Annotated in this window: 4 protein-coding genes; 1 reads left to right on the top strand and 3 read right to left on the bottom strand. The window is 61.9% G+C overall.

Going from position 1 to position 4,896, the window contains the following annotated elements:
• The first annotated feature begins 218 nt into the window (after window positions 1-218).
• Window positions 219-683, top strand: a complete 465-nt coding sequence (locus EN932_RS29285; RefSeq protein ID WP_164890668.1) for a phage minor head protein — start codon at window positions 219-221, stop codon at window positions 681-683.
• A gap of 1,005 nt (window positions 684-1,688) precedes the next feature.
• Here EN932_RS29285 and EN932_RS29280 read toward each other — a convergent pair.
• From EN932_RS29280 to EN932_RS29270, 3 genes are read right to left on the bottom strand one after another with little or no spacing between them, the layout of a single operon-like run.
• Window positions 1,689-3,512, bottom strand: coding sequence for a DDE-type integrase/transposase/recombinase (locus EN932_RS29280; protein ID WP_128369268.1), 1,824 nt, complete (start codon window positions 3,510-3,512; stop codon window positions 1,689-1,691).
• Entirely contained in the window at window positions 3,509-4,441 is a 933-nt protein-coding gene (locus tag EN932_RS29275) for a phage Gp37/Gp68 family protein (protein WP_128369267.1), read from the bottom strand. Before EN932_RS29275 ends, EN932_RS29280 begins: the two co-directional genes overlap by 4 nt.
• Window positions 4,441-4,758, bottom strand: coding sequence for a hypothetical protein (locus tag EN932_RS29270; protein ID WP_128369266.1), 318 nt, complete (start codon window positions 4,756-4,758; stop codon window positions 4,441-4,443). Before EN932_RS29270 ends, EN932_RS29275 begins: the two co-directional genes overlap by 1 nt.
• Window positions 4,759-4,896: the final 138 nt, after the last annotated feature.

Genomic DNA, 4,896 nt, shown 5'->3' with positions numbered 1-4,896 from the left:
GGTCTACAGCGCGAAACGCCCATTCAAGTGGCCGCAGCCGCCGCCGAGCCAAACGTCAATTGGCAGGGCGCCCGCTTAATCGTGCTCCCATGCCTTCGCCACCTTTGGCTCGCGCATAGCTATGGCGCTGTCCGTGATCGCGTCTAATACGGCTTCGATTTTGGAATAGTCATAAGAAGATTGCCGTGAGCGTTGGTCAAGGAAGTCGCGCATATAACGTGTCTTACCCTCCAGTTCGCCCTGATAGGCATGCGGCCGGCCACTGGTCGAGCTTCGAGCGCAACAAGGCCGCGCGGCCGTTCGTGCGTTACGTGCATCTGGAAGGCCAGGAGCATCCGCGTCCGCTGCATGCGCTCTGGCACAACACGGTGCTGCCGGTCGACCATCCCTGGTGGAACACGCATGCCTGCCCCAACGGGTGGAACTGCCACTGCACCCTGCAGAGCCTCGGCCAGCGCGATATCGACCGGCTGCAGCGCGAAGGCGAGAAGCTGAAGTTCGAGCCGATGGACGGCACGATGCGCAAGTATATCAACAAGCGCACCGGCGAGGTCACCACCGTTCCCGACGGCATCGATCCGGGGTGGGCTTACAATCCGGGCAAGGCCAGCTACCTTGGTGTCGTCGAGCAACGACTGGCTCAAGACACTGCGGTATCTGAGTGGGTCGGGTTAAACACGTAGTACCGCTTCGCAGGCTGGATCGCTAAGATGGCGGTGCTCCGGCACCGAACATGTCCGGTAGCGTTTGGATTTCCGTAGGATTGAAGCATGGGCTCGATGATATATTTGGCTGTGGGCCGCCTCGAAATCGAGTGGGGAAAGAACTTCGGTTTTTACGATCATTCCGCGCTCTTCCAAGGCGAGAGCGATGTTTCGAATGTCCCCTATTATTATGTTGGCGAGGAAGAGGAACATGCCACCGATGGCGAGACGAGGTATGCGCCTATCGTCGAATTGAAGGAGGGGCTATCGAAATCTCTGGCCCAGGTGATCCAGCGTCTTAATTTGCTTGGACACACATACGCGCAATGCGAACAGGAGTTTTCCTACCTTGCAAGCTTCAATGTGTTCGATAGTACCCGCTTCACCTTTGAACATCTTCGCGATGCGCTCGGCAATGTCGATGTGAACACGATTTCAGCCGACTATGGTGACGGAGGCGAGGACTTCGGAAAGTTTTTCCGACGCGAGCTTTCGCCGCGTCTCGGACTAAAGTCGCTCCTCGAAGCCGACCCCCTGGAACACAGAGCGGTTTCAGAGGCAATGGAAAATCTAAGCGCCTATACCGTTCTACATTTGCTGGCGCGAAATGATCGCGCGTCCGAGCTGCCGGTGCAGTGGGCTTTCAATGATATTGAGCAAGGTGGCTATGCCGGCCGCGAGACCTTCGTCCGCCCGCTTGATCCTGAACGCCGCTTCTTAATTGTCACGGAGGGTAGTTCGGACGCGGCCATTCTTCGGCATGCCTGGAAGATTTTGCGCCCGAATGTCGCGGATTTCTTCGACTTCGTCGACATGGAGGAAGGCTATCCTTTTTCCGGGACCGGGAATGTGTACCGCTTCGTGCAAGGCCTCATCAGCATATCGGTACAGAACCAGGTGTTGGTCCTCTTTGATAACGACGCGGAGGGTGTTGCAAACTACGAACGGTGCAGAGGGCTGAAGGTTTTGCCAAACATGCGCATTCTAAAGCTGCCCGATCTGCCGGCCTTTCGCCGCTTCAAGGCAATCGGACCAGGCGGGGAACACGAGGCAGATATCAATGGCCGTGGTGCGGCCATCGAATGCTATTTGGACCTTGATGATGTGGCTCGCGTTCGCTGGACGAGTTACAATTCCAAGCAGGATGCCCGACAGCTCGGGGCAGATGGCGTCACCGAGGAACTCGGCGCCGTCCTGGGCGAAGGCATAAGCGCAGCCGGCGTCGGTCGGGTCTTGCCGCACGAAAACGGATGTCCCCGGCAAGATCGTCGGCGTCATGTAGTGGTAGCCGTCGATGCGGATGCCGAGCTTGGTGACGATGCGCTGGCCGTCGTTGCCGCCGGCTATCGGCATCAGCAGCAGGTCGAGGGCGCGTTCGTCCACCCGACGGACCGGCTTGGCTGACGCGAGCGCGGCGGCAAAGGGCGTGACGTTCTGCATGCCCGCGTGGGGCTTGTGCTGATAAACCAGGTTCGCCCAGTCATCGACATGCTTTTGAAGCTGTGGGCCGGTCAGCGAGACCCCGAAAACCGAGGCTTCATTCTCGCCCAGGCGCTGGGCAAAACTCTTTCGGCTTTCGATCGCTTTCCGATCTGTGACGGAGTGCCCGACAAAGCCCGGCAGCAGCGTTGCCATGTCATGCTGGAAGGTCTTGATGACGCGCTCGACGTGGCCCTTCTGCTCGGGTGAGTAGGCATCAGAGGTCTCGGGCTCGATGCCAAGCGAAGCGAACAGGCGTTGCGTGTCCCTGGCAACGAAGTCGGAGCCGTTGTCGGTCTTGACGACATCGGGAACGCCCCATTCCAGAATGGCCTTGCGGATCAGCAGTGCTACGGCCGAGGCGCGCGGCGTGCGCGACAACAGCCAGACGGTGCGCCGCGTGGCGATGTCGATGCAGGCGTAAACGGCATGCCTGCCATCGGTGCAGAGCGCATCGACCGGCGAGGCATCAATCTGCCAGAGCTGGTTGGGGTCGGTGATGTGGCGAAGCATGCCAACGCCGGCCGGCGCCATGTGCGAGCGGTATCGATCGGGGTTGGTGAGCTTAAGCAGCTCGACCTTGTGGCCTTCCTTCAGGCCCTTCAGAGCATGCTGGAAGGTGCGAACCGGCGGCATCGGAATGGCCGTTTCAACGCCCTTTGAAGCCACCTTCAATCTGTCGCCGAACTCCGAGCGGCAGAGGGTGCGGACGTGGTGGCCCGAGAGGTGCGGCTGATGGGTGATCAGGGCCAACATAAAGGCACTGACGGCGCCGCCATTGGCCGTGTCGAGGACGCCGGTGCCCTTGCGCGCCTGGGCGGGATCATGCGCCAGGGAATTCACCTTGCCGTCACGCTTCTGCGACTGCCAGCGGGCCAGCGACCGCTTGGACAGGCTCGGGATGATCTCCTTGGCCCAAGGCTCGATGTTGAGCGAGCCGGCGTTGTATTTGTCGGTGAAGACCTGGACGCGGGTGGCATAGCCGAGCTGCATGCCGCGACTGAATTTCTCGAAAGCGGCAACGATCGCCAGCCGCGCATCGCGCTCCAGCTGGGCGCGTGCCGTCAGGCTGGTATCGGGCGAGGCTTTGGCCGGCTTGACCGGCAGTTCGATGACAATGTGGCGCTGCTGGTAGGCGACCTGGGCGAGCGTCGGGAATAGCGAGACATGATACTCGGTGGCACCACCCCGGCCGGCGCGCGGGCGCGCCTGGGTGAGCCGGTCCGCCCAGCCTTCGCGCTGGGCCATGCGGATGACGGCGCTCTCGGTGCGCGGCATGTCCGGCAACGCCTCGGCTGCGATCTCGCGGGCGGTCAGCCAATCTTTCATACCGACACCGCCGGGAAGCCGTCATGGGTTCGCCCGTCGAGCATGCGACCGGCGCGCTTCTTGCCGACGCGGAGCATGTATTCGCCGGTGTAGACGTTGCCGACCAGTGTCGCCCCGCAGGCCTGGTTCAGTTCGGCGGAGGTGCAGGGTCGGAACGCGCCCCACTGCTTGAACAGGTAGGGGATCCCGTTTATCGCGCAGAAATCACGAGTGACCCGGTGCCAATTTGAGCATGACGGCCGAGCGCTGTCGCCGTCGTTGTCGCTCTCGCCACCGGATACGACCCAGTCGAGAAATTGCCAACCGCCCCAGTGTATGGCGCCTAGGGCGGGCTCGTAGCTGGCCCATGTTTTCCAACCCATGCCGGCGAGCTGGCGCATGCTGTTGCGGCGCTCGTCGGCGTGGGCTTGATCCTCGACCGAGGTCCCAAGCCAGATGTTCGGCGATGGCAATGTCATTGCTTCGATCCGTGGCAACGGGCACGGCAACACGTTGGCGAAGCACCTGACGGTTTCGTGGTGCGGTTCGGTCTCGACGCGCTGGAGGTAGTCAAGCATGCGATCCGGCCGTTTGGTCAGCACCTGGAAGACGTGCTGCGGTGCCTGGGTCATCACGGCGAAAACGCGGTCAATCCAGTCGTCCGGAACCGCCTCGTAGAACAGGTCGGCATGCGCGCAGACGAAGATCATGCGCGGCTTGGTCCAATGCAGCGGCTGGGTCAGCCAGGCTTCGTTGAGGCGGACCTCGCCAGTCCAGACCGGGCCGTTCTTGGTGTCGACCGTCAGGCCTTCACGGCTCGGGTGATGCTTCAGCCGGGTGCCGGCGAGCTTCATGGCGTAGCAGAATTTGCAGCCCGGCGATTTGACCTGGCAGCCGGTGATCGGGTTCCAGGTGGCGTCGGTCCACTCGATGTTCGTGCCGTCTGCCATCAGAGGAGCCTCCCCTGATATTGGCTTGCGCCCGCCGCCGGCTCGTTGGTGGCGCGGCGGGCGCTGTCGAGGGCGGCTTGGGAGCTGCGCGCCTCGGGTGTTTGGGGGAGCTTGCTGACGACGACGCTGATGTAGGCGGCAAGCTGCTCTTCCAGATGCTTTTTCGCGTCAGCATCTTCGCAGCGGCCGCACTCGATCTTCATGCGCGTGAGCATGCCGGTGTAGACCTTCGGCAGCTCGAAATAGTGATCGACACAGAAGATCCCGTGACGGCCAGGAGCGTCATTCCGGCAAGCTGGTGCGGCGCACTTGGTCATGACCAGATCCACCCTTTCAGGACGTGCTTGCGCATGCGCCTGCGGAAGACGGCGCCGGCCGCAAGGCGCGGGCCTTGCTGGCGGGTGAAGAACAGGTGCAGGGCGTAGAGGAACGCCACGTAGGCGGCCGCGCTGCTG

Source organism: Mesorhizobium sp. M7A.F.Ca.US.002.01.1.1, from assembly GCF_004022955.1.
GTDB classification, from domain to species: domain Bacteria; phylum Pseudomonadota; class Alphaproteobacteria; order Rhizobiales; family Rhizobiaceae; genus Mesorhizobium; species Mesorhizobium ciceri.
The sequence above is the reverse complement of the archived record's forward strand: the minus strand, read 5'-3'. Positions and strand labels throughout refer to the sequence as shown.